Genomic DNA, 26,169 nt, shown 5'->3' on the forward strand with positions numbered 1-26,169 from the left:
GCGGAAAAGCATAAAGCAAAAAGCTATTGTGGAGAATGATCAAAGCGACTTTTAATACCGCTAAGGTCATTCTCCACAATAGCTTTTTGCTTTATGCTTTCTGCTTATTTGCTCTTCTCCAACGCCTGTTCAATATCCTCGAGAATATCCTTAATATTCTCCAATCCCACAGAAATGCGGATCAGTCCCGGCGTAATACCGGCAATAGCTCTTTCTTCTTCGCTGAGTTTGGCGTGTGTAGTGCTGGCCGGATGCGAAGCAATACTGCGGCTATCACCCAAATTAGCGGTGAGCGACAGCAACTGTAAGGCATCCAGGAAACGTACCCCTTGTTGCAGGCCGCCTTTCAGCTCAAAGCATACAATACCTCCTCCTCCACTCATCTGCTTTTGCGCAATGGCATATTGCGGGTGGCTGGGTAGAAATGGATACTTCACCAACGACAGGTGTGGGTTGCTCTCGAGGGCTTTAGCCAGCTTCAATGCACTGTCCGAATGGCGTTCCATACGTACAAACAGGGTTTCCAGGCTTTTGCTCAATACCCAGGCGTTGAATGGCGACATGGATGGTCCGGTGCTGCGGCAGAAGGTATATATTTCTTTGATCAGTTCTTTCTTTCCTACTACCACACCGCCTAATACACGTCCTTGCCCATCTATCCACTTGGTGGCAGAATGGGTAACCAGGTCGGCGCCATAGGCCAGTGGCCTTTGCAATACAGGGGTTGCAAAAGCATTGTCTACATTCAGTATTACTTTATGTTCCTTCGCAATACGGGACAACATTTCAATATCAATAATCTCCAGTCCAGGGTTGGATGGCGTTTCCAGGAAAATCATCCGGGTATTGGGTTTGATCATTGCCGCAATGGTGGCCGGATCATCTGTAATATCGAAATAAGAGGTGGTGATACCCCATTTAGGCAGGAACTTCGTAATCACGGTATGTGTAGAGCCAAAGATAGAACGGGCAGAGAGCAGGTGATCACCAGCCTTCAGCAGGGCCATAAAGCTGGCAAAGATAGCGCTCATACCAGAGGCGGTGGCATAACCAGCTTCCGCTCCTTCGAGGGCGCACATCTTCTGTACAAATTCATCTACGTTGGGATTGCTGAAACGGCTATAGATATTGAAATCCGTTTCATCGGCAAACGTAGCCCGCATTTCTTCTGCATTATCAAAACAGAAACTGGAAGTAAGAAACATTGGAGATGCATGCTCCATCTGATCTGTCCTCGGAATCTGGATTCTTACTGCATTGGTATCTGGTTGGTATTGATGTCTGTCTTTGTTCATGGATATGGTAATTACAGCTTTTACGCGTTCAGTTTCACTTCCCAGGTCAGTTTGGTATGTCCTTGGCGCAGGGTTTCTGCTACGGAACAATACTTGTTCATAGACAATTCCACGGCGCGTGCCGCTTTATCCGGATCTATATTACCTTTCAGGTGGAACACCAGGTGAGCGGTTTCCCAGAGCGAAGGCTCTTTTCCTTTTTCTCTTTCAGCCTCGATTTCAATACGGAAATCCTGTACGTCCTGACGTTGTTTCTTCAGGATCATCATCACATCAATGGCAGAACAACCACCCAGGCCCATGATCACCATTTGCATGGGTCGTACCCCGTTGTTTTTTCCGCCATTTTCCAGGGAAGAGTCCATCAGTACTTTGTGTCCGCCTTCGTCTACCGCTTCCATATTGAATCCGTCGTCTATTCTTTGTAATGCTATCTTCATGGTTATTATTTTTCTTCAACAAAGATAAAATAAAACAATTATGAATTACGAATTACGAATAACACCCATACGCGGGGCTTCCGTAAATCTGCCGCTGTAATTGTAATTGTAATTTTTAATTCCAATATTGTAGTTTTGCGCAAATTTAAAGAAGCATTGTCGGCAAAGGTATTTCACAGTAAAGCAGCGTTCCGGTTGGAGTCCGGCCAGGTATTACCCGAATTGCACATCGCGTATCATACCTACGGTACTATGAATGAAGATGGTAGTAACGTAGTATGGGTATGTCATGCGTTAACGGCCAACAGCGATGTGGCAGATTGGTGGACCGGCCTGATAGGCGCCGGGAAGGTAATTGATCCTTCCAGGCACTTTATTGTTTGTGCCAACATTATCGGCTCCTGTTATGGTAGCAGCGGGCCACATACGATAAACCCCGACACCGGCAAGCCGTGGTATCACAGCTTTCCGACTGTAACCATCCGCGATATGGTACAGGCACATATGCTGTTGAGAGCTCATTTACAGGTGCCCCATATTCACCTGCTGATCGGCGGCTCCATGGGCGGGTACCAGGCGCTGGAATGGGCATTGACCGAACCTGCTGTGATAGACCAGCTATTCCTGCTGTGCACCGGCGCGGCGGAAAGTGCCTGGGGTATTGCTATTCACACCGCCCAGCGACTGGCCATAGAGGCCGACGATACCTGGCAACAGGACTGCCACAGCGCCGGCTCCAGGGGCCTCAAAGCCGCCAGGGCCATCGGTATGCTCACCTACCGCAACTATCAGACCTTTGTACGCGCCCAATCAGATGAAGACAAGGAAAAGACAGATCATTTCCGTGCCTCCTCTTATATCAACTACCAGGGCGATAAGCTGGTAAAACGCTTCAATGCGCAGTCATACTGGTTACTCACCAAAGCGATGGACAGCCACAATGTTGCCCGTGGACGACATGAACACATTACCGCTTCCCTGTCGCATATCCGGCAACGTACCCTGCTAATTGGCATCAGTAGCGATATTCTCTGCCCACCGGAAGAGCAACAGTTCATGGCTGCCCATCTCCCGCAGGCAACTTATCATGAAATCGACTCTTCGTATGGTCATGATGGTTTCCTCATAGAATTTGAAAAGATCGGCAATATACTCAGGGACTGGATGGAGCGCTGACGGCGTCCCTGAAACCCTGTATCATACTGCGTTTACAACAGACAATCAATAGGGGAATACCGCCCACATTGGTCATTTGCAGTAAACGCTTTTTAGTTCCCCGCTACCTTCCTCCAGCTTTTTTTTGCTTTGTGCTTTTTTCCCTATATTTAAATTAAACCGAATCTAAATCTGTTTAAAATCCACTCTATGAAAAGCACGTTCATCAGGTCTTTCTCAGGTGCTCTATTACTTTTGCTATCCCTGACCCAGGTAGTTTCGGCGCAAACTATGGCCACAATTAACGGGGTTGTACGGGAAAAAGGCTCCAGCCGTACCATGTCCGGTGTGACTGTGAGCGTCAAAGGCGCCACGGCGGGAACCATTACAGGCAACGCCGGTACCTTTGTACTCAAAACGAGCCACGCTTTTCCGCTAACCCTCGTGTTTTCCTACGTTGGTTATAAGACGGAAGAGAAAGAAGTCAGCAGCGCCGGTGAAAGCGTGACGGTAGAACTCAGCACTTCCGAAATCCTTGGACAGGAAGTGGTAGTAGCCGCCAGCCGCGTGCAAGAAAGCATCCTGCAATCGCCCGTGTCCATCGAAAAGCTGGATGCCCGCGCATTGAAGGCCTCTCCTGCCCCCTCATTTTATGATGCCATCGCCAACCTGAAAGGCGTGGAAACCAGTTCGCAGAGCTTAACCTTCAAATCCGTTAACACCCGCGGTTTTAACGGCAATGGTAATACCCGCGTACTGCAACTGAACGACGGTATGGACAACCAGGCGCCAGGGCTCAACTTCGCCGTGAGCAATATGATAGGTATCCCGGAACTGGACCTGGACAACGTAGAACTGATCCCGGGCGCCGCATCTGCCCTGTATGGGCCCAATGCGCTGAACGGTATCGTGCTGATGACCAGCAAAAACCCCTTTCAATACCAGGGCCTGAGCGCACAGGTAAAAGGCGGCGTACTCAATGACGGCGGCCGTACCGAAGCCACCACTCCCTTCTACGATGTATCTGTTCGCTATGCACATGCCTTCAATAATAAGTGGGCCTTCAAGTTAAACGTGGGCTACCTGCAAGCGAAGGACTGGCAGGCATATGACCATCGTGATCAAAGCCTGGCCAATGGCCACACCCTCCAGGACGGCACCAGGGCTAATAATGAAGGCTACAATGGGGTCAACACTTATGGTGATGAAAACTCCGTCAACATGTACAATTTCCTGAAGCCCGCGTTGATGCCCCAGATGACGGCTTTATCTACACAACTCGGTGGCGCAGTGAGCCCCACACAGCTCTACAATGCCCTGATGCCTGCACCCAATATGTCAAATGTAACCCGTACCGGTTATAATGAATCTGATGTGGTAGACTATACTACCAAAAACCTGAAATTAAATGCTGCCCTCCATTATAAGATTACACAGGACCTCGAAGCCCTGATACAGGGTAGCTACGGTTCCGGTACCAGTGTATATACAGGTAACGACCGTTATTCCCTGAAGAATTTCAACATGGGCCAATATAAAGTGGAACTGAGAAGTCCCGACTTTTACGTAAGACTGTATACTACCCAGGAAAGATCCGGCGACAGCTATGCCGGCGGTACACTGGCCGCAGGGATTAACGAAGCCTGGAAAAGCAGCCAAACCTGGTATACACAATATTTTGGCACCTACGCAACAACTGCCGGCGCCCTTTTCCAGAAAACCATCATGGACAACATTGCCCATGGCCCGGTAGCTGCTGTAGCTGCCGCCCAGCAGGCGGTACAAGCCCAGCAGCCCGTCTTCTTTAAATCTGCCAGGGACGTGGCCGACCAGGGACGTTTCTTACCAGGTACCCCTGAATTTGATGCCGCTGCCGCCCAGGTGAAGAGCAAGCCTATTCCCGGCGATGCGAAAGGCGTAGGCGCCAAATTCACTGATAAAACCAACCTTTACCAGGCCGAGTTTATGTACAACTTCCACAAGCTGGTACATTTTGCGGAAATCCTTGTCGGTGGTAACTATCGCCGCTACTCCCTGAACTCAGAGAAAACACTGTTTGCCCTGGACGATAACGGAAAAGAATTTAAGATCAACGAATATGGCGCTTATGTGCAGGTCATGAAAAAGCTGATAGATGATCATCTTAAACTGACCGGCTCCGTACGCTACGATAAAAACATGAACTTCAAAGGCCAGTTCAGCCCCCGTATTTCCGCCGTATACACCTTCCTGGAAAGCCAGAATATCCGGGCCTCTTACCAAACAGGCTTCCGTATTCCTACCAACCAGGATCAGTATATTGACCTCGTAACACCACAGGCGCACCTGATTGGCGGATTGCCGTTTATGCGTGAGCGTTATGGGCTGGATACCGGCCGAGTGTACTCTTTACAATCGCTGCTGGCAGGTAATCCCACTCAATATCAATTCCAGGAATTTTTACCGGAGAGAATACAGGCATATGAAATCGGTTATAAATCAGTTATCGCCAAACGCCTGCTGATTGATGCCTACATTTATAAAAATGATTTCAAAAATATGAACGGTAGCCAGGTGGTAGCTAAACCAACCACCAACCCTACCCAGCCTTTCGCTTACTTCTCCGTTCCTGTGAGCTCACAGCAAATTGTGAAATCATGGGGATGGGCATTAGGCCTGGATTACAGCCTGCCACTGAACTTTACTGCCGGCGGTAACATTACTTACAATGAATTGAGTAATGCGAAAGACCTGGGCAGCTTTATTCCCCAGTACAATACGCCGAAATACCGTTACAGCCTGAACTTCGGCAACCGGAATGTTGCCAATTCCAATATCGCCTTTAATATCTTATGGAAATGGCAAGATTCATTTATCTGGCAATCCACTTTCGTAGGACCGGCAGTCAATGCTGCGGGACTGAGTGAAATACCTTCCTATGGCACATTGGATGCAATGGTAAGTAAATTCTTCCCTAAATGTAAAACTACGGTGAAACTGGGTGGTGTCAATATCCTGAATAAGAAATATACCACTTCATGGGGTAACCCTACCATTGGTTCACAATGGTATATCTCGCTGGGGTATAATCTCTGATAAAATTTAAGTCGTATAAACAACCAGGCCCCGGCTCTTCTCCTGTAACAGGGAGAAAAACCGGGGCCTTTTTTTGTTTAATATATATTATTTATACCACATCCCACCAGGGCTTATCTGTTGCCGCAGGCGGTTCCGGCGGCGTTATCTTACCTGGTGTGGTAGTGGAACTATCGGTAGTAGCTGCGGGTGTAGTAGTGGCAGAACTGGTATAGCCAGCAGGATGCGAAGAGGCAGATATAGCTTCGGTTGTAACAGGTTGTGAATTGTTGCCTGTCCAGATGGCATGCGCTTCTGCCTTGATATCTGGTCGCTGTAACAGTGCTGCCAGCTTTTCTTTCAGCCTGGCGCCCCATTCAGGTTTCACCATGTATACAAAGTTTGCATAGCCTTCTATGCTGCTGATAATATTCTTTCCTTTGCCCCATCTTTTACCCGACAAACCGGTTTTCTCAATGTTGTGCAACAGGGCACGGAACTTACGCAAGGTAGTTCGGTCTATACTCAGCTTTTCATTTACCACGATACCGGTTACCGCATGGCGGTCGCCTTTACGCATGACGTGGAGTTTGTCGGGGTGAATAGTGAATCCTTCTTCTTTTACAAACATCTTCACTGCACGCAGGAGTTGCCCGGCTTTGTCGGCTGCTGCTCCTTTCGCAGAAAACGTCATGTCATCTGCATACCTCGTATAGGCGTAACCGTATTTCTCCGCGAGACCGGCAAAACGCCGGTCCAGCTTAAAACAAATCAGGTTGGTAATGGCCGGGCTGGTGGGAGCTCCCTGCGGGAGATGGCGGGCCGTTTTAGCCACATAATATTTGCGGCCATCGAGCAACACTTCATCTACTTCCGGTTCTGTACAAATGAGGGCCAGGATGGTAGCTACCTGTTCGGCATATCCCAATTTGCAGAATAATCCTTTCACTCTTTTATAAGCGATGGACGGGAAGAAATCGCGGAGGTCAATATTGATCACAATATCCTGGCCCACATGTGGGGCGGCGTTGGTAACGATCGATTTCCCCGGCACAAAGCCATGCGCGGCCTCGCTGTGGCTGACTTTATACAGTATATGCTCGAGGATCCAGTGCTGTGCGGCCTTCAACTGGGGCATCGGTGCAGAAATCACACGGGTGCCGCCGGATTTTTTAGGCACCTGGAAACGCTGGTAATGGGTATGATGCCCCACTTTCCGGTTGAACGCCAGGTAGCGGAGTTTGCCCAACGTAATGCCCATGGCGCTTGCCAACGCGGTGGCATCTGCAAATACCGGCAGGTTAAACTTTGCCAGTTGTGCTGTGTCAGGATTTACCTTGTTCAGGCCCGCAGATATTTCCTCCCCGAGATAAAGGATTTGTTGGTCTTTAGCAACCGCCCATGCTTCTGCCCTGGCCTTCCTTTCTTCCTCGCGGCGCTTTTTAGTTTCCGCAATTTTCAGTTTTGATTTGGCCATGCGATCTTTTCGCATGTCGGCCAGCATTTTGACTTTATTTTGATAACGTTGCTTTTCAGACAGCAGGTCATTCAGTTGGCGGCGCAACTCTCCCTCCCTGCGGATAAGCGTTTCAGAGGGAGACGGCTGTGCAGTATTTCTTGCCCAGAAACCCAGGCGAATCATTTCTTCCAGTATAAATTCCTCTTTAGAGGATGCACGTATTCTATCGTACAGCTGTTGACGGGTTAAGCTTTCGGCCATGATAAATAGTTAAGTATTTATTCATTTTCATTTACAGCAATGCTGTTTCAGGCAACGACATTACTTTCAGACTAAATAAAAAATAGTTGTAAGACAGTAAAAATGAAGAGAAGATATACCGGCTGTAGTGCCTCGCTGACGGGGAGTAACAAAATTTTGTAAAGAGGAAGAGGCCTTCGTGCAAGCCATTGACTAAATCAATCAACTCAAGGGAGGGGCCTACCATACGTATATTTCAGCCCCTGGGGCTTCTACCGGAAATATGCGTATGGTAGGCCCCTCCCAAAGTAAAGATTGCATTTAGTGAAGCATGTATAGTCAAAATACCTGAATGACGAAACATCATTCGTCCCTTTTCGGGCGCAAGTGCAATCAATTCCTCTTTACAAAGATCTTTGTTATTAATGAGCCAGCAAGTTAGAAAATTATTCCGGAAAACAAAAAATCTTCTCTTACTTTTTTCCTGTTTTTATTTTTGCGCATGCGCGATACGCAGGCCCAGCATATGTTCGCAGGGGCCTTTGTATAATTTATTGCTTGCATAAAAGCTGCAATCACAATGCGCATTGCTCAATCTTTCATCTGCATCAATGGTAATAACGGGATGGTATACACGATGTGATCCTTTCACAGTACCTGTTAATTGCAGCCCCACTCCCGGGATATCTTTTTCGGTGAACTGTACCCGTTTTTCCAGCACCAGTTTGTTGGCGGCAGCTTCCTCGGGGTTGGAAAACCGCAGGTCTTCCAATGGCAATGGCTCCCGGCTCAGTTCCCGTAAGCGGTAAAACCCGGTATGCAGATCAAAGATCACTTTGCCTGCCTGGGTATAGATACCCAGCGCACCCAGCACTGTGGCTTTATCCAGGCCAGTTGCATGGGCAATGGTTTCCGGTTTGGCCATCCACCTCGTTTTGAGGTCGGCAAATACTTTTAGTTTGGCGCTGTCATCTACTATGGCCCTGGGCGCCATCAGGTCAAACTGACCGGCACGGGACCAGTCATTGGCCGTCCATCCGCTCAGTCCCAGCGTAAACTGCATATCTCCCAGGTCGGCTATATAAAAAGATGGTAAGCCGTTGCCGGTCAAATGCACCGTGAATTTTTTTGCAATGGGAATCAGCCGTTCCAGTATTAGCAGCCGCCTTCTCCCCCATATGCGGATTTCGCGCGACTGCGGACCGGTATATAACGATCTCGCACATACGATTTCCTGGTTCCAGGGTTCAAAAATGGCTCTTACCGGCTTACCTGGTTCCAGTATAAAGCGAATGGAGCGGGGTCCTTTCTTTTCTTTAAACCGGCGGAGCCAGGAACAGAAGTTATATACATCCATCGGATGCAGGTCAAAAGTGGCCGCAGGCAACGTCATAGCTGAGCTTACCTGCAAAAATCCTCTCACCCAGCTATCCGGCAGGTCGATTTTCACCTCATGGTAAAGCTCTTCCTGGGAGGTTTGCACCTGGAACCCTCCCGGATCAATTTTGAAATCTGTTTCTTTATAATCACGTATCTTCTGAAACTCATCATACAAAGCGGCGGAGTAATCGATGTTGGTAGTGCCACATTCAAACTCGTTCACCTCCTTAAATACATTATAGCTGGCGCTTAGTTTCCCATAGGTCGATTCATCCTGGCTGAAACATTCAAAGAACATTTCATCCGGGTGTACACTGATAACGGGATCCAGCACAAACCAGGCATCACGGTCTTTTTTATATATATAGTCGAAGTAAGTTCTGCGGGCTTTATAGAAAGGGCCCATTACACGGTCCCGCTCCACAGAAATATCGTGCAGCTGGTTTCTGAGTGTGTCAATACGGTCATCGGCGGCTTTCATATCGAAGCCGTTCATATATTCTGCCAGCCAGAGCGACTCCTGCTGGGCAGCCCATTCTTTATAGGCAGTTTTATCTTTGGGTTTAAAACGCAGGTCAGACACCACCACATCATGCAGGGCGGATATGGCTTCGCGGAAAGCGATCTTTTTGTGCAGCTTTCCTACGAAGAATGTCGGGTCACGACGGGTATCCGGCGCAAAGGAAATGCCTGCGGAAGAGGCATTGCTGTACACCTGCGAGTTACCACTATATCTGTAGTTAAATAACATAAATGGATTACTTTTTTAAGATACTCTGATAGCTGTTGGCATCATCTGGATAGGCAATTCTACCGGGTATTGCTGTTGTATGTTACGCATGATATCGATACAACGGGCCTTATCGCCTATCGCCACGGTAGCGGAAATATGAGCAATGATATGGCCAATATACGCAGCCGCTTCGGCAGACTTCAGCGCTTCGGCTTCCAGGAATGCAAATATTCTTTCTTTTGCGGCGCGGGCTTTATTGACCCTGCTCAGCACTACCCTGAAGTAGTGTTCCAGTTGTTGCAGGTAATCCAGGTTACCGGCGGCATAGCTTTGCAGGTAGTTGGTGGCAAATAACTGCATACTTACACTTGGGTGCTGGCTTAATTTCAGCAAATAAGTGGTACCATCTTCCTCCCGGAAAAAGCGCATCAGCATTTCTTTACCGAAGGCCTGGATATCAGGTCTCACGCTGTCGGCCACCGATACGAGTGTTTCCGGAGTCCAGTCTTTGTCGGTAAACTGGGTACGGAAAAACTCCATGGCCATCTGGCGGGTGTCTTCCCATTTGGCATCCAGCAATCCCATGGCCGCTTCTCTTTCATAGCGGATACGGGCCACATTTCTGTGATAAAACAGCCAACACCATTCGCGTACAGCCAGCAGTTCATGGCTACCGGCAGCAATGACCTGTTTCAACGTCAATGCCTCGGCAGGGATATACTTTTCCAGTACCACGATACCGAATTCCTGTGCCGACCGGTAATTCGAATACAGCAAACGCAGGGCTGTGGCAGTATCCACATCCTGTAAATAGTTCACCAGCTCATGGCTGAGCAGTGCCGCAATATCTGTATGTGTACCCTCAGCAGTTTCCTTACGCATCAGCAGGGGCACCAGTTCATTTACCAGGTAAACGGCCATGCGTGGGTCTTGTTGCACCAACTGGCTGATCAGGGGACGTATGCCATTTCGTACGTCCGTGTACGTACTGGTAATAATATATAGTACCAGTTCGGGTCTTTTCAGCAGTTCGGCCGTACCGAGGGCTTGCAGGATATTGACCCCGGCAGCTCTTACGGGCTGGAAGGCATTCACCAGCAACTCACGGATTAAGCCGTCGGATACTTCGGTGTAATTAAAGTGCCCTTGTTTCAGGAGCAGCAGGCGCGCGGCAAACGCGTGACAAGCCGGCACCGGGCTGCCCAGTAATTTCTCGATAATAGCTATATCCGTAACCGTGAGCGCCTGACGGCAAACCTGTTCCAGTATACTGCAGGAATCGTTGAGGTTGTCGTTGCCAGCGGCGGTAGCAGACTGCAGTGCCAGCAAACCGTCAATCGCCATATTACATAAGATACGGGGATTGTCGCCCGGCAGGTATTCCAGTGTTAATTGCTTACGTACAAAATCACGCACTTCCTTATAGGGCGAGAATAACAGGTGCATGAGGAAGTCGAGGTTGCCAAAGCATGTCGCCTGGTTTTCACTGATCCATTGCAACCCTTGTACACGGGCCAGGTCCAGCGGGCTTTTGATCAGGCTGAACAGAAGTGGTATAGACGGGTTGGCCGGATCATATCTTTCCTTGGCCAGCTCCAGTCCGTACATAGTAGGAATACTGAACGCGTTGGCCAGCAGCCCGGCTATAACGCCTTCATCCATCTTAGCTTTCAGGCTTTCATATTCAGGGTGGGCTTTCAGTTGCTCCATCGCAAAAATATGCACGGCTTCCATACGGCCGGAAATGAGCAGCTGTACAAAAGCCTGCGGTAATTGTTGCCAGAGATGGAGGTAAGGCACATCGCTTACAATCGCCGGCGCTGGCGGCGGTGTGGCCTGGTATTCTTTAGGAACTGCCGGTGTTACAGATGGTTTTTCAGCACCCAGCCAGCCAAACAGCTTTTTCAGCAAACCGCCTTTATCCCCGTTTTTCAGGGTATCGGGGTTGGCATCCAATGTACTTTTGGCAGTACTTTGTGCCCCATTGTTACCCGGTTCCTGGAATACCCATTCCCTGTTATCTCGTTTCAGACGGAGATTGGTGGCATTTCCGCGGGTAATATAGTTCAGGTATACCGCGCGTGAGTTGGCGGGATACTGTATATAAATAGCCGTATAACGGTTATTGATATACGCATAATCCCGTACCTGGTATTCTTTGGTGGCATCCCTGCTTTCGTCGTAGTGCAGCAATAAGGCGGTGGCGAGGCGTACATATTGTACATCTTCGCGGGCGCCCAATGTTTGCAGGTTACGCAATACGCGACGGTGCAGGTAAGCGCGGGTACGGTTGGAATAAGATAACCGGGAAGTAGGCTTTTTCAGTTCTTTGTCCGCCTTCATCGATTCCTGTAGCTCAGGAATATAGATGGTAGGAATATAGGGCTCACCATCGTAGTCGGTACTGCTGCCCGGGTTGTTGAACATGGGTGCTTCCCTTTCAAAGCGGGTAGCCAGCAGGCCTACGATATTATGTTCATCCCTCAGCTCCGCCTGTTTAAAGATATGGCGGACGTGCTGGAAGAAAGACGGCCGGAAAGGCATGCGCGACAAGAGGGTCACCAGTACTTGTTTTACCGCAGGGTATTGCCAGGAGATCACGAAAAGTTCTTCCAGCATAGGGTAACTCAGTTGCTGCTGAGACACTACCTGTTGGGTAAGCAGGTTGAAAAGTTCTTCCCCATTGTTATTGGTCACCGCGGTTTGAAAAGCAGGTGGGAGCCGTTGTACATATGCCTGTATAAGCGCGGCCCTTTCTTCTGCCGGCAATACCAGCAGGAGGCCGTTGGCCGCCAGCATACGGATGTTCAACGGGCGGGAGCTATTGTCGGCATAGGAGCGCAATACAGGGCCGGCAGCCGGATCACCTGTTTTGCCCAGCGACCATAAAGCCGCATAACGTTGACGGGCATCTCCTTTTTCTACCAGTTTGACCAGGTAGGGTACGGCTTCTCTTATTTTCTCCTCTCCCGCTCTCCAGATCACACGGGAAGTACTCCAGGTAGTTTTATAGCTGGATTTTCCTTCCACAGCGTCCTGTAGTCGCCTTAATATAGCGCGGTGTTTTACATCTGCCACCTGGGTAGTATCTACCGGCACAAATGTCAAATCCTGCACAGCTTCTTGTTCTCCTAAATAACCTTTGCTTCGTTTTTCCTTTTCGAGCGCGTCGAAGATGGTAGTGGCAGCGGCGAGTGCTACGGGACTTACAGTTTTGGTGCCGTCTTTCAGGGCACCACCACGTTTTCCGTATCTGAAGTTAACAATATATTGTTCCGGGCCAACTTCACAAAGGTCAATTTCATAGGTCTTATCCGAGTTCCCTTCCCGGAAAAAGAGTTTTACGTTCCTGACAATTCGCATGAGCTAACATTAACATTAAATATAGACGGGCTAAAGCTAACAAAAGAATTACAATTTCCGAACGTTGACCGGCAATTTTGTGGGAATATAATATATGTAGGGGGCAAAAAATGATATATGCGTGGGCGTTAGTGCATTTACATAACAACGGGCCGGATTTCTCCGGCCCGTTTGATTGTTGTAACCCTCATGGATATTTTCATGAAGTATCTTATACGTTGAAGCGGAAGTGCATCACATCACCGTCAGCCACCACATATTCTTTTCCTTCAATACGCAGACGTCCGTTGTCGCGGGCAGCCGCTTCGGAACCATATTTCACATAATCATCGTATGCAATTACTTCTGCTTTGATAAATCCTTTTTCGAAATCGGTATGGATAACGCTGGCCGCCTGCGGAGCTTTCCATCCCTGGTGAATGGTCCAGGCGCGTACTTCCTGCACGCCGGCAGTAAAGTAAGTGATCAGGTTGAGCAGTCCATAAGCAGAGCGGATCAGGCGATTCAGGCCTGGCTCTGTCAGTCCGTATTCTTCGAGGAACAGTTCCTTATCGGCCGGGTCTTCCATTTCGGAGATCTGGGCTTCAATGGTATTGTTCATCACGATAACTTTCGCATTCTCTGCTTTTACGCCTTCCTGCAGCGCTTCAGAAAATTTATTGCCGGTATGCAGTGACGCTTCATCTACGTTGGCCACATACAGTACTGGTTTTTCGGTGAGCAGGAACAGGTCGGCGATCGCTACGCGTTCTTCCTTGCTGAGTCCCAGTTCACGGATATTACGGCCCTGTTCCAGGTGTGCCTGGCATCTTTTCAGGACTTCAAATTCTACTTTTGCTTTAGGATCTCCACCGGTTTTAGCCATTTTCTCGGTGCGGGCTACTTTACGTTCCACGCTTTCCAGGTCTTTCAGCTGTAATTCGGTGTCAATGATTTCCTTGTCTCCCACGGGGTTGATAGCGCCCTCTTCACGAAGGATGTTATCATCTTCGAAGCAGCGGATCACGTGTACGATCGCATCTACCTCGCGGATGTTGGCCAGGAACTTATTTCCCAGTCCTTCGCCCTTGCTGGCGCCTTTTACCAGGCCGGCAATATCTACAAACTCGATCGTAGTCGGTACTACCCTTTCAGGTTTTACCAGCTCTTCCAGTTTATACATACGCACGTCCGGCACGTCTACCTGACCTACGTTGGGTTCTATAGTACAGAAGCGGTAGTTGCTGGCCTGCGCTTTAGCGCTGTTGCTCACCGCATTAAATAAAGTTGATTTTCCTACGTTCGGCAATCCTACAATTCCAACTTGCAAAGCCATTTTTTAAAATTTGCGCAAAGATAGGTTTATTTTAGTTTATTTGTTGATGAATAAACCAATAATCTAATGGCATTAAACTACGTATGGCTGGGATTTTTTCTTATTGCATTTGTTGTAGCAGTTTTCAAGTCGGTAGTTTTGCACGACGCTTCCATCTTCGGGGAGATCATGAACGGGATGTTTTCCAGCGCTAAAACCGGCGCAGAGATTTCGCTGGGGCTGGCAGGTATTATGACTTTATGGCTGGGTATCATGCGCATAGGGGAAGTAGCCGGCATGATCAACCGTTTTTCCCGCCTGGTAAACCCTTTCTTCTCCAAACTATTCCCTGACGTTCCCAAAGGCCATCCGGCTATGGGATCGATGATGATGAACTTTTCCGCTACCATGCTGGGCCTCGATAACGCCGCCACGCCTATGGGCCTGAAAGCCATGAAAGAACTGCAGGAAATCAATCCAAGACCAGAGGAGGCCAGCAACCCCCAGATTATGTTCCTGGTACTGAATACGGCGGGCGTGGTGCTGATTCCTACCTCGGTGATCGCGTTACGACTGGCAGCGGGGGCCGCCAACCCGGCCGACATCTTTATCCCTACCCTGATCTCTACCTTTATCGCATTTATCATGGGAATGTTTACCGTTTCCATCTTCCAGAAAATCAACCTGTTCAAGTTACCGGTGCTGGTCTTCCTGTTGTTGTTTGCCGGTATTATGACAGGACTTTACTTTTGGGTGCAAAGCCTGCCTCCTGCTGAAATAGGCCCCAAGACCGCTTCTTTGGGTGGTGCTATCATCTTTACTATTGTGATTACTTTCCTGGTGGCGGGTATGGTAAAAAAAATAAATGTATATGATGCTTTTATAGAGGGGGCTAAAGAAGGATTCCAGGTATCTGTCCGGATTATTCCCTACCTGGTAGGTATGCTGGTGGCCATTAGCGTGTTTCGCACTACGGGTTGCCTGGACTATATCACCCATGGTATTGGCTTGTTCTTCGCCTGGCTGGGACTTAATACCGATTTCGTACCAGCACTGCCGGTAGCCTTTATGAAGCCGCTGAGTGGCGGTGGCGCCAGGGCCCTGATGGTGGATATCCTGAAAACCCATGGGGTAGATTCATTTGTGGGCAAGCTGGCCAGCATTATCCAGGGCACTACCGAAACTACATTTTACGTACTGGCGGTATACTTTGGCTCTGTGAATGTAAAGCAGACCCGGTATGCACTGGCGGCGGGCCTGATTGCCGACTTTTTTGGAATGCTCTGTGCCATCCTGCTGGGGTACCTGTTTTTTCATACCGCGTAAGTATATATAATATTATAAAGAGAGAAGGGACAATAAATGCGGCATAAGCTGCACTTATTGTCCCTTCTCTCTTTAATATTATACTGTTATTATGGCTGATCAGGTATGTTAATCAACTGGTTTACCCTTCTTACAAAATCGTCGGCCCCGGCAGGGCTGATCAACCATTTCTGGTTATCAGATTCAATGAGCACCAGGTCTTCCCGGTTAGTACACCAACGCTGGTACTTCCCTATTTCGCTGGAGCGATAGGTACCCAGGTACCCGAATACGCCTCCTATATTCAACAGGCGGGAACTGCTTCCCAGGTCTTCTTCTGTAATGCTCCTCAACCTAACCACATCCTCCAGGTGAATGGTGATGCTCAACAACGGCCGCCGGATAAGGATGGTCGTAGCAGTGATCGTATAATACCGCGGACTCAAACACCAGGCAATAACGATTACAGGTACCAGGATAAACAACATCACTGTGGTACTGAGCGTATCCCGTGAGATGTCGGTGATTTGCCGGAATAAAAAGACCAATGAAATGATAATGATCAGGTGTGTGACAAGTTTTGAGTTATCGTCCAACCGGGCGGCATATCGCATAAGTTCCTATCCTTTAATTGCCTGGTAAGATAAAGAAATTTAGTTATATGCTATCATACTTACCGGTTTTTTCTTCCATGGTAACATCCTTGTCTTTTCTTATCTGCATTTTTACATACACCAGCAATTGAGACGCACCTGCTTTAAAGCAAACTTCCTGGGCTTTACGCACCACTTCCATGAGCTCATCATAGGTACCTTCCATCACCGTTTCAAAAGGACACACCCTATATTTGACACCTGAGTCTTTGATCACCGCAATAGCCTCATCAACTACCGCATAAACCTGCTCAGAAGGCACCGAAGGAATGATTTGCAGCGCTAAATTGATCTTGTTATTCATCTTTTTAAATTTATCTAATTAATTGAATTATATATAAATAATTACGTTTACATAAACTATTTCTTCAAACAAAACATCTCTCTTTTGTCGCATCTTTTTATTAATCATCATTTATTATCGGTCCATCCGATTTTTTCATCTAAAGTAACAATATATATAAATATCATAAAACTTTATTAATCAATTTATTATACTCCATTCACTTTTCAATTCCTTCTTCGCGGATTTACTTAAAATGCAGTTATGTATATCAATTTTAATGTATTTATATTTTAAATAATAAATAGGTTTTTCAGTACAGAAATTGCTTTGATATACATTTCTTCTCTCCTGCTATGGGTAACTATGCTGTTGCCTTTTTGGTGGCCAGGTAATTATACTGATCAATCCGGGTGAATTCAAAATCAGCCATTGAACTGAGTTTATCGTTTACAGTATTGTCCCCCTCGTAGCGTTCAAAAATAATACGAAGATCTGAGGTATCCCGGATAAAATTCCTGGCGCCTTCCAGCACTTCGGTTTCCATTCCTTCCACATCGAGCTTCACAATAATGCGTCCCCGGAGGTTTAGCCCCAGTTGAGGTACCAAATCATCCAGCCTTTCAATAGGGATATTACCCCCGTCCTTATGGTCGCGGTCCATGTGACTCGACCCGGTGACCGTTCCCATCACCACAAAATTGACCTTCTCCCGCCGGCTACCCAGTCCTGCGGCATACAACTTTACCTTGTCTTCCAACTGGTTGAGCCGGAGGTTTTCCTCCACCGCTTTGTAGTTAACTGGTTCAAAAGCGATGCAGGGAACGCCTTGACCTGCCAGCCATACATCGTATTCCCCGATACAGGCGCCGATGTCAATGAAACTACCAATAGCCTTTGCATCTACCTGCTCTTTCAGGTAGTTACGTACGCGTCGTTCATAGGCGTAGTTGATAAATTGAAAATCGGTGGTGCCTTTGCGGATCCTGAAACGTCCCATAGCGGAGGTAGCCTGCCAGGTTTTTCCAGGTGGTTTATTAAAGAGCACCAGTTTAAGGGAAGCGGCCAACGAATTCCAATCGTTGTAACGAATGTACTCACCAAAATACGACAGGTATTGCCCGTATTTAGATAAGTTCCTCCAGGAGGGATAATAGGCGTGATCTTTCATGATAGTTGGGTTTTCCGGTTAAAATAAATCTTAGGAATGTAAGCGGGAAGCAGTGTGGTAAAAGCTCCTGCCGCTCAAATTAAGATTATTAACAACCTATAAAATTCCCTTATCACTATCTATTTCACCCTCTTATAGTTGACTTCATACAAGTCTTTTCGTATATCCTTTTTAGTTTGTACACTTCCGAAGGCATGTAATTCCTTCAACAATACAAGATCCACATCTGCGATCACCACCATCTCGGTATTAGGGGTCGACTCTGCCTTGATACCGGTTACCGGGAAGTCGAAATCGGAGGGCGTAAATACGCAGGACTGGGCATATTGTAAGTCCATATTATTGACTTTCGGAAGATTGCCCACACACCCGGCTATCGCCACATAACACTCATTTTCCACTGCCCTGGCCTGGGCACAGAACCTTACCCGGTTGTAGGCATGCTGGGTATCTGTCAAAAAAGGCACAAACAGGATCTGCATTCCCTGCTCGGCCAGGATACGGGACGGCTCCGGGAACTCCACATCATAACAGATCTGGATTCCCACCCTTCCGCAATCGGTGTCGAACACCTTAATTTCGCTTCCTCCCTTGATCCCCCAGGCAGCTACCTCCCCGGGTGTAGGATGGATCTTAATATACTGGTCGTAGGTACCATCGCGGCGACAGAGATAAGAGATGTTGTACAACACCTCGTCGATCACAATGGGCATACTCCCTGAAATGATATTTACATTATAGGCCACCGCATGCTCCTGGAACTTCTCCCGCAGCTGCTCGGTGTACTTGGCCACCCCGCGGATAGCGCCGGCAGGATCCATCTGGTTAAATTCCTTCATCAGGGGGGAGTTAAACAACTCGGGAAACACCACGAAATCAGATCCGTAGTCGCTCACGGCATCAATAAAATACTCCACCTGCTGCAGGAAGCCGTCCAGGTTACCATAATCGCGCATCTGCCATTGTACCAGTCCTATGCGGACGGTCGATTTATTATACCGGATGGTATCCTGGTCCTTCTCATAATAAATATTAAACCATTGTAAAAGGGTGGCAAATCCTTTGGAGGCCTCATCGTTGGGCAGGTAATTTTTTAATATCTTCTTCACGGTGAAGTCGTTGGCAAACTGGAAAGTCAGCGTGGGATCATAAATTTCCCGGTCCTGTACCTTCTCTATATACTCCCTGGGCGACAAATGATCTGCGTACTTCTCGTAATTGGGAATGCGGCCTCCGGCCACAATCCCTTCCAGGTTTAGCTGTTCACACAAACTTTTACGGACATCGTACAGGCGGCGGGCCAGCCTTTTCCCCCGGAAGTCGGGGTGTACAAATACCTCTATCCCATAAAGCGTATCCCCTTTGGGGTTATGGGTACTAAAGGTATAATAGCCGGTAATCTGTTCGTAGGTATGGTTGTCCCCGAACTTATCATAGTCTACAATAATAGATAATGCACAGCCCACTACCTTTCCGTTTACCGCCACGGCAATCTGTCCTTCCGGAAAGAGCTTGATCAATCGCTGTATGGTAGGTTCCCGCCAATAGCTGCCAACCATATCTGCATAGGCAGACACCATCGATTCTTTCAGGTCCATGTAATCGGCTACTGTTAAATTTCTGACTTCAACTGTTTCTGACATAGCGTAAGTTTCTGTTCATAAATTGGGGTATTCCCGGTGTACCTTTCAATAATATAGAAATTTTCGTTTACTTTTGTATCATCAATCAACGGTTCAAATAATTTAACCATACCCCGGTGGCAAGCCTGCACAATTATTTCATTAACCGATACCCTTCTTACTACTGTGCCTTTAATAGAAAACAGAGATATCGTCATTATCGGATTGCAGCAATGGTATACTTCAATTGGCAGCAACTGTAAAAGTATTGCCCGTGAATTTGCCCGTCATAACCGGGTATTGTATATCAACTCCCCGCTGGACCGGCGCACTATTATGCACGGGAAAGACGACCCTCACGTACAATATACCCTGGACGCCCGGGATAAAAAAGTACCGGCAACGGTGCAGATCAGCGACAACTTATGGAACCATTATCCATCCGCTGTGCTGGAATCCATCAACTGGTTGCCTTTTACGCCGCTCTTCTCGTGGTTTAACAAACGGAACAACAGAAAGTTTGCCGACAGCATCCGGGAAGCGATACAGGAAATGAATTTCAAGGATGTCATCCTGTTTAATGATAACGACATCTTCCGGGGATTTTACCTGAAAGAAATGCTGCAACCCGCCAGTTATGTATACTATAGCAGGGACTACCTGCTGGGCGTACCCTACTGGAAGAAGCATGGCCTGCAGCTGGAGCCGCAACATATTGCCAAGGCGGATGCGGCGGTAGCCAATTCTCTCTACCTGGCTGAAATGCTTCAACAATACAATCCTCATAGCTATTATGTGGGCCAGGGATGCAACCTGGAGTTATTCCGCGCCGGTGGTCACCCCGTGCCGGATGATATTCCAACCGGTCAGGGCCCGCTCATCGGGTATGTGGGTGCATTAAAATCGCTGCGCCTGGATATATCCGTGCTGGAGAAAATAGCGAAAGACCGGCCACAGTGGCAGCTGGTATTGGTAGGCCCCGAGGACGACGACTTTAAAGCCTCTTCCCTGCACCAACTTCCCAACGTTCATTTCACCGGCAGTAAAGACATTTCCCAGCTGCCTGCGTATATACAGGCATTCGATGTTTGCCTGAACCCGCAGGTGGTGAATGAAGTGACCGTAGGCAACTATCCATTAAAGATCGATGAATACCTGGCGATGGGCAAACCGGTGGTGGCTACCGCCACTAAAACGATGGAACTATTCAGGGACTATGTGTACCTGGCTACTCACCCGGACGAATATACGTTGCTGATTGAAAAGGCTTTGAGAGAAAACAATGCCGACATGGCGGCAGCGCGCATACACTTTGCAGGTACCCATACCTGGGAAAATTCGGTTGCGGCCATTTACCAGGCCATATTATCTACCAGCGGCAATTAATTATGAGCATAAAAGAAAAACTGAAACAGAGCCCCGGTCTCAAGAAACTGGCATTGTACCTCCTGATGCCCAGACACCAGGCCCGTCCACGTGCGTGGGTAAGGCTATTTGTGAATCCTTTTATGCATAAGAAAGGTAAAGGGTCCCTGATCAGGCGGCGCACCCGGATGGATGTATTGCCTTTCAACACTTTCACGCTGGGCGACTATTCCACCATCGAAGATTTTGCTACCGTTAATAATGGTATGGGCGCCGTTATTATTGGGCACCATGTACGGGTAGGTATCGGCAACGTACTGATAGGACCGGTACGTATAGGCGACAATGTTATATTGGCGCAGAACATCGTATTATCCGGCTTAAACCATGGCTATACAGATCCTGATGTACCTATTGCGCAGCAACCCTGCAGCACAGGCGAGATCGTGGTGGAGGCCGACTGCTGGATTGGCGCCAACAGTGTTATTACCGCAGGAGTTACTATCGGCCGTCATTCCGTAGTGGCGGGAGGCAGCGTGGTCACCAAAAACGTTCCCCCTTATACGATAGTGGCGGGTAACCCTGCCCGCCCCATCCGGCAATATCAACCATCCAGTGGTACCTGGGAAAAAATTTAGTTGTTTACTTTCACAAAGCGGCCTTTCCAGTTAAAGCTACCGTCTTCTGCTTTTACATCCACCGTATAGTAGCCGTTGGCCAGGTTACTGATGTTTATTTCAGCAAGGAAAGCACCAGGCGTAGTAAACCGGGTTTGACTTTGCATACGGCCATTCAGATCGAAAATCCTCACCTGCAGCGGCGCCTCGCCCCTACGGGTAATTTGCAACCGCACATACTGCGTCGCCGGATTCGGGTACAGCTGTACCTTGTTTTCCTGGTGTCCGTCATTATTACCAGTTACTGTTAATGAAAACAGGGTTGTGCCGGTAGCTCCTTTATCATCTGTTACCGTAAGACGGAACTGGTACTCTCCTCCTTCAGTCACCCTGATCAGGGTTTGGGCAGTATTGGGACTTTGTATATGCGCTGCTACCGGACCATTTACCTGTGACCATTCATATTTTACGATGTTGCCATCGGGATCGTAGGAGGCACTTCCATCAGCAATCAATGCGTCCATGGGCAGTTCTATGCTTCTATCTCCCTGGGTAACAGCAACAGGTGATTTATTGGGTATAGCCGCTACTACCACATTTACCGTGGCGGTACCGCTGGCACCTTTATTATCGGTTACGGTGAGGCGGTAAGTATACGTACCTGCCTGTAAGTTGCTCACACTTGTTTTGGCTGCATTTGGTGTGGCCAGGTCGCCACCGGCAGGGCCGCCGGTTTTCTCCCATAGCCAGGTAGTGATTTGCCCGTCGGCATCGGTAGAAGCACTGCCGTCGAGGGCGGCAGTATTGATTGGCAACTGTACCTGGATATTGGTACCAGCATTGGCAACAGGTGGTTTGTTGGGTATTTCGGCCAGTACGGTAATTGTTACCGTGGCTGTAGCACTGGCGCCGCCATTATCTGTTACTGTCAGCCGGTAAGTATAAGTACCTTCCTGTAAGTTGCTCACATTTGTTTTAGACGCATTCGATGTTACCAGGTCACCACCCACAGGACCCGCGGTCTTTTCCCATAACCAGGTGGTAATTTGTCCGTCGGCATCTGTGGACGCGCTGCCATCGAGGGCAGCGGTATTGAGTGGTAGCTGTACCTGGATATTGGTACCAGCATTAGCTACCGGCGGTTTATTAACTATTGCACCCAATACAGTAACCGTTACCGTAGCCGCGTTGGTAGCGCCATTGTTATCTGTTACGGTCAGCCGGTAAGTATAAGTACCTTCATGTAAATTGCTCACATTTGTTTTGGACGCACCCGGTGTAGCCAGGTCCCCACCAGCAGGACCGGAGGTTTTCTCCCAGAGCCAGGTGGTGATTTGCCCGTCGGCGTCCGTGGAGGCGCTGCCATCGAGGGCGGCGGTATTGAGTGGTAGCTGTACCTGGATATTGGTACCGGCATTGGCTACCGGCGGCTTGTTAACTGTTGCGCCCAACACAGTAACCGTTACCGTAGCCGCGTTGGTAGCGCCATTGTTATCTGTTACGGTCAGCCGGTAAGTATAAGTACCTTCTTGTAAATTGCTCACATTTGTTTTGGACGCACCCGGTGTAGCCAGGTCCCCACCAGCAGGACCGGAGGTTTTCTCCCAGAGCCAGGTGGTGATTTGCCCGTCGGCGTCCGTGGAGGCGCTGCCATCGAGGGCGGCGGTATTGAGTGGTAGCTGTACCTGGATATTGGTACCGGCATTAGCTACCGGCGGTTTATTAAGCGGAGCTGCCAACACAGTTACTGTTACGGTAGCGGAGTTAGTAGCGCCGCTGTTATCCGTTACTGTCAGCCGGTATGTATAAGTACCTGCGTGTAAATTACTCACATTCGTTTTTGACGCACCGGGAGTAGCGAGGTCGCCACCGGCAGGACCGGCGGTTTTTTCCCACAGCCAGGTGGTAATTTGCCCGTCGGCGTCCGTAGAGGCGCTGCCATCAAGCGCGGTAGTGCTGACCGGCAGTTGTACCTGGATATTGGCGCCTGCATTAGCTACCGGTGGTTTGTTGGCCGCAGGATTCACTTTTACATTGATGGTATCGGTGCTGGTCAACCCTTTGTTATCGGTTACCGTCAACGTATATACGTAGATTCCTGTCAGCAGGCCTGTAATATTTGTTTTAACGGCAGCTGGCGTCACGGGGGCTCCGCCAGTAGGGCCGCTTAACTTCTTCCAGGCATACCCGGTAAGCGTATTGCCTGATGCCGCGGTAGATGCAGCGCCATCGAGCGTAGCATAGTTCACGGGCAAGGTGATGGTAATATCGCTTCCGGCATTGGCAACCGGAGGCGCCGTGGTGCCATTTTTCAATTCGAAGGCCCCCACGTCGTATTTCCCGCCCTGCGGGCGTATGGTATTATCGTAGTCTGTTTTCAGGTTGAAATCAGACATATCTCTTCCCGTATTTACCGCCGTGGATGCGGGTAACAGGTGATAGTCGCCGGCAGCGCCATTTACAAAATTGGCAGTGGTCATGTCCGTATAACAAATGTTGTTGCCGAACTGCAGTTTGATTGGTTGAGCGCCTTTGATATACATACCGTTTGATGGATAATCATAGGGCGTCCCCTTCTCTACCAATAAATTATTATATACCTGGTGACCAATGGTGGTTTGATAGGCAAATATTTTGATCGCGTTTTGCCCGCTATCGGTATTGACAATTGTGTTGTTGTAGATGTTTGCTGTGGGTGGAGGAAACAGATCAGGGGTAGTACCATCGGGGATCTTATCCGCTACGTTGATACCTTCGTAGTAAATATTTGAAATGATGTTGTTATAGATTTCGCTGACACCGGAGCCGAACACCTCGATGGCCGGCATATACCCGGTAGACACATTATTATTATAAACTTTCAATGCCGAACCGGAACCAATGAGGATGCCATATCCCTGGGCGGCATTTTTAGACATCGCATAATTGACCAGGCGATTGTTGAACACGCGGTTATCACCGTTTTTGGCCATAGCAATCTGTATCCCATCGCTCCCGATATTTTCCAGGTCGTTGTCGTATACCCAGAGGTTTTCAATCCAGTGAGAGCGCATGTTGGTGCAGGTACCTTCGTTCCAGAAATAGTGGGTGTTACCGATATAGAAGCCTTCCCCTGCGGCATTTCTGCATTTAAGGTGATGTATTTTCACGTTTTGCATCACAAAGTTACCTTCCCAATACTGGGGCTGCGCGCAGGTTTGCAGCGTTTTGGCCTGAAGGAGGATATTGCCATCGTGGATATACAGGTGATGTACGTCAAAATCGGAAGCGCCCATGCCAAAGGTGATCCCGAAAATAGGGAGACCGTTGATATTGGTACCATTGAGGTCGAATCCGTATTCGTAGTTTTTATCACCGCTACCGCTGATTTCCACGAAGCGGCAGGTGGGACAGTTGAACACCGCCGCAGTGCCCTGGTTGCGAACACCCAGCTTTACCTGGCCGCCGCAGTTAGTAACTACGATGGGTTTATCGGGAGTGCCGGTCAGGTTCCCGAGATGAAGGTATTCGTACTCCCCCGCGGGTATACACAAGGTATCTCCCGGGTTTACGTTCAATGCAGTCATAGCATTGGGGTAATACATTTCCGCTCTTCCGTTGGCGGTATTGGTCATGGGTACTACAATACGTTTCGCCGTGCCGGGTGGCGGCGTGGTGGTCGACGTGTCGGATTTGCTGTATTGCAGCATCCATTCATAGATGTTCTTATTATTTTCTTTATAATTCGGGTCGTAGGCTTGCGTCCAGGCATCGTGCGACGCCGCCTGGAAGAGGGTGAGTCTTGCCAGTGGATTGGGAGTAGGTACGGTGGAATTGATATCTTTCACCCAGTCGATCGAATACTGAGAAGGTACAGTGGGATCCTGGTTATTGTGCAGCCCCCATACAGGCGTATTATTACCTGCCACTACGGCTGCCAGCGTGGTGGTAGGCGGATACATACCGCATACCTCTACAGCGGCTGCAAATGCCGCTGCTTTAGTTTTATCTTCACAAAGCGCTCCCCAGGTGAGCCCTCCTCCCATGCTTAAGCCGGTAAGATAAATGCGGTTGGTATCGATATCATATTTTGAAAGCAGGTAGTTTTTAAACAGTGTTACATCTCCTGAACCGGGCCAGGTATTAAACTGGGGGGAAATCACGATAAATGAATACTGCTGACCATTTACAGTGAAACTGGTAGGAAATCTGCCATCGTTGATCACCTTCGGCAAACCATTTCTCAATACACCTGATAAGGGCGAATTAGTGGCAAGTTCACCTACGCCATGAAAGAACATAATGAGGGGATACTTCTTACCACCACCCCGGGTATAACCAGCAGGCAGGTACTCATAAAAGCCTTTGATATTAGACATGGTAGGATCACTAAATGACCGCGCCGTTTGTACCTGGCCCAAAACAGGCAGGAATCCTATGCAGGACACCAGGAGGAGGATGGCAGTTAACCGGTACATGCTGCGGCGAAACGAGCGCCTGGGCAAGGGAAGATGGTTTATCATGTAATTATATGGCTTGCAATAGTTTTAAAATTCTATCCTCATAGTCATTCTCTTTGAAGGTTCCCAAAAGCAGGGGTTTGTCCTTGCAAAGAAAGGTTTTTTTTCTTTCATATAATCAAAAAAAATAACATATATATCGGCAATAAATAAAGTATAAAAAATTTATATCTATATTTATTTGTTTATTTTAAATCTATCTGGCAAAAGATTGATTTTTTTGTCAATAAAAAACCTAACT

16 protein-coding genes are annotated in these 26,169 nt (G+C 48.4%); 5 read left to right on the forward strand and 11 right to left on the reverse strand.

Annotated elements, in window-relative coordinates:
* Positions 1–104: 104 nt before the first annotated feature.
* Together HGH91_RS04110 and HGH91_RS04115 are read right to left on the reverse strand one after the other, a co-directional pair.
* Positions 105–1,295 (reverse strand): O-succinylhomoserine sulfhydrylase, encoded by a 1,191-nt coding sequence (locus tag HGH91_RS04110; RefSeq protein ID WP_168737165.1) that lies wholly within the window; start codon positions 1,293–1,295, stop codon positions 105–107.
* 20 nt (positions 1,296–1,315) lie between these two features.
* Positions 1,316–1,735 carry an OsmC family protein gene (locus HGH91_RS04115; protein WP_145666067.1) on the reverse strand — a complete coding sequence of 140 codons (420 nt, stop codon included), beginning with the start codon at positions 1,733–1,735 and terminating at the stop codon, positions 1,316–1,318.
* Between the two features lie 135 nt (positions 1,736–1,870).
* Here HGH91_RS04115 and metX point away from each other — a divergent pair, with 135 nt between their 5' ends.
* Together metX and HGH91_RS04125 are read left to right on the forward strand one after the other, a co-directional pair.
* On the forward strand, positions 1,871–2,911 hold the full coding sequence (metX, locus tag HGH91_RS04120; protein WP_211092190.1) for a homoserine O-acetyltransferase MetX: 1,041 nt from the start codon (positions 1,871–1,873) through the stop codon (positions 2,909–2,911).
* 189 nt (positions 2,912–3,100) lie between these two features.
* Complete coding sequence (locus tag HGH91_RS04125) at positions 3,101–5,965, forward strand: TonB-dependent receptor (protein ID WP_168737166.1); 2,865 nt, start codon at positions 3,101–3,103, stop codon at positions 5,963–5,965.
* A gap of 91 nt (positions 5,966–6,056) precedes the next feature.
* Here the strand turns inward: HGH91_RS04125 and HGH91_RS04130 are convergent, their stop codons facing one another.
* The 4 genes from HGH91_RS04130 to ychF all read right to left on the reverse strand — a co-directional run bounded on the left by HGH91_RS04130 (position 6,057) and on the right by ychF (position 14,434).
* Positions 6,057–7,664: a reverse transcriptase family protein gene (locus HGH91_RS04130; protein ID WP_168737167.1), complete on the reverse strand. Its 1,608-nt coding sequence runs from the start codon at positions 7,662–7,664 to the stop codon at positions 6,057–6,059.
* A gap of 469 nt (positions 7,665–8,133) precedes the next feature.
* A complete protein-coding gene (locus tag HGH91_RS04135; RefSeq protein WP_168737168.1) occupies positions 8,134–9,774 on the reverse strand; it encodes an SWIM zinc finger family protein in 1,641 nt (546 codons plus the stop codon).
* 15 nt (positions 9,775–9,789) lie between these two features.
* Positions 9,790–13,119, reverse strand: a complete 3,330-nt coding sequence (locus tag HGH91_RS04140; RefSeq protein WP_168737169.1) for a HEAT repeat domain-containing protein — start codon at positions 13,117–13,119, stop codon at positions 9,790–9,792.
* A 211-nt stretch (positions 13,120–13,330) separates the two neighbouring features.
* A complete protein-coding gene (gene ychF, locus HGH91_RS04145) occupies positions 13,331–14,434 on the reverse strand; it encodes a redox-regulated ATPase YchF (RefSeq protein ID WP_168737170.1) in 1,104 nt (367 codons plus the stop codon).
* Between the two features lie 66 nt (positions 14,435–14,500).
* Here ychF and HGH91_RS04150 point away from each other — a divergent pair, with 66 nt between their 5' ends.
* Positions 14,501–15,739, forward strand: a complete 1,239-nt coding sequence (locus HGH91_RS04150; protein ID WP_168737171.1) for a nucleoside recognition domain-containing protein — start codon at positions 14,501–14,503, stop codon at positions 15,737–15,739.
* A gap of 89 nt (positions 15,740–15,828) precedes the next feature.
* Here HGH91_RS04150 and HGH91_RS04155 read toward each other — a convergent pair whose 3' ends face one another.
* From HGH91_RS04155 to HGH91_RS04170, 4 genes are all read right to left on the reverse strand, one after another.
* Positions 15,829–16,332, reverse strand: coding sequence for a PH domain-containing protein (locus HGH91_RS04155; RefSeq protein ID WP_168737172.1), 504 nt, complete (start codon positions 16,330–16,332; stop codon positions 15,829–15,831).
* A 43-nt stretch (positions 16,333–16,375) separates the two neighbouring features.
* Positions 16,376–16,675 carry an MTH1187 family thiamine-binding protein gene (locus tag HGH91_RS04160; protein WP_168737173.1) on the reverse strand — a complete coding sequence of 100 codons (300 nt, stop codon included), beginning with the start codon at positions 16,673–16,675 and terminating at the stop codon, positions 16,376–16,378.
* 343 nt (positions 16,676–17,018) lie between these two features.
* The gene (locus HGH91_RS04165; protein WP_168737174.1) at positions 17,019–17,825 is read right to left on the reverse strand and encodes an FkbM family methyltransferase; all 807 of its coding nucleotides are present in this window, start codon (positions 17,823–17,825) and stop codon (positions 17,019–17,021) included.
* A 119-nt stretch (positions 17,826–17,944) separates the two neighbouring features.
* Complete coding sequence (locus HGH91_RS04170) at positions 17,945–19,468, reverse strand: bifunctional GNAT family N-acetyltransferase/carbon-nitrogen hydrolase family protein (protein ID WP_168737175.1); 1,524 nt, start codon at positions 19,466–19,468, stop codon at positions 17,945–17,947.
* A 165-nt stretch (positions 19,469–19,633) separates the two neighbouring features.
* Between HGH91_RS04170 and HGH91_RS04175 the strand changes: the two genes are divergently transcribed.
* Both HGH91_RS04175 and HGH91_RS04180 read left to right on the forward strand, forming a co-directional pair.
* Positions 19,634–20,833: a glycosyltransferase gene (locus tag HGH91_RS04175; RefSeq protein ID WP_168737176.1), complete on the forward strand. Its 1,200-nt coding sequence runs from the start codon at positions 19,634–19,636 to the stop codon at positions 20,831–20,833.
* Between the two features lie 2 nt (positions 20,834–20,835).
* Complete coding sequence (locus tag HGH91_RS04180; protein ID WP_168737177.1) at positions 20,836–21,450, forward strand: acyltransferase; 615 nt, start codon at positions 20,836–20,838, stop codon at positions 21,448–21,450.
* Here HGH91_RS04180 and HGH91_RS04185 read toward each other — a convergent pair.
* Positions 21,447–25,931, reverse strand: coding sequence for a PKD domain-containing protein (locus HGH91_RS04185; protein ID WP_168737178.1), 4,485 nt, complete (start codon positions 25,929–25,931; stop codon positions 21,447–21,449). The genes HGH91_RS04180 and HGH91_RS04185 overlap by 4 nt on opposite strands.
* Positions 25,932–26,169 lie beyond the last annotated feature (238 nt).

The sequence above is a fragment of the Chitinophaga eiseniae genome, from assembly GCF_012641265.1.
Lineage (GTDB): Bacteria > Bacteroidota > Bacteroidia > Chitinophagales > Chitinophagaceae > Chitinophaga > Chitinophaga eiseniae_A.